The following is a 982-nucleotide window of genomic DNA, read 5'->3' on the forward strand; positions in this document are numbered from 1 at the left end:
CTTTAGTATTGCCCAGAAGATGACGGTATTTGGAAGTGATAAGATTATTGTAAGCCTACCTGATGGGACGGAGATTGAGGTTGTAATTGAATAGATTATGAATAAGACAGTTGAGGTGATATGGAGTCACTTTGGCTGTTCTTGTTTTGAACAATAATATACTGTTGATTCATGTCGGAAAATATTTACAATGAAATTATTGACAAATTTGGAATGGGGGGGGTAGAATAATTGTTGTAAGCAAGCTTGTTTATGTAGTTGATAGATCTATCATAAAAAATTTTAAGTAAAAACAATAGGTTAAGTCGAAGATTATTCTTGAATCTTTGACACTACGAGTCAATATGATGGAGGAATATATGAAAACAACAGCGCTAATTAAGAATAGACCTTATATGCTATATATTACTAATATATTTTTATCATATATAGGTAATAGATTGACATTTTTAGCTATAATTCAATTAATGATGTATACAGAATATAAAGTTTTTGGAGTAGCAATTGTAACTTTAATAAGATTATTACCTATAATTGTTTTTTCAACAGCTGCAAGTAAAGTGTCAAAAAAATATAAAGATTCTACAATATTGTTATTAGGTGATATTATAGAAGGAATAACAGTGGTATTAATAGTTTTTTTTAGAAACCCTATATTTGTTTTAGGGATATTTACTATAAATTCTATAATTGATGTTTTTGCTGATGTTTCTGGATTCTCTTTTTATGACAAACTATTAAAGCGAGAAGAAGTTAATTCTGCAAATTCTATACTTAGATTTGTTCAGAGTGTTGTGAGTATCATAGGCCCAATTATAGCTGTAATTATTTTAAGTACTTTTGGAATGACGGTTGCTTTAATAATAGACTCATTAACTTTCTTTATTGGTGCTATAACTACTGTGATAATTAAATATTATTATAAAATAAAAGAAGACATAGTAATAAAAGAAGAATCAACAGAAAAGAAGAAGTCAAAAAA

The 982-nt window shown here is 27.5% G+C and carries 1 protein-coding gene; it reads left to right on the top strand.

The genetic code is table 11. From position 1 onward, the window contains the following. Positions 1 to 359 precede the first annotated feature (359 nt). A partial coding sequence (locus L21TH_RS07340; protein ID WP_034429693.1) for an MFS transporter occupies positions 360 to 982 on the top strand: 623 nt, incomplete at its 3' end.

The organism is Caldisalinibacter kiritimatiensis, assembly GCF_000387765.1.
GTDB classification, from domain to species: domain Bacteria; phylum Bacillota; class Clostridia; order Tissierellales; family Caldisalinibacteraceae; genus Caldisalinibacter; species Caldisalinibacter kiritimatiensis.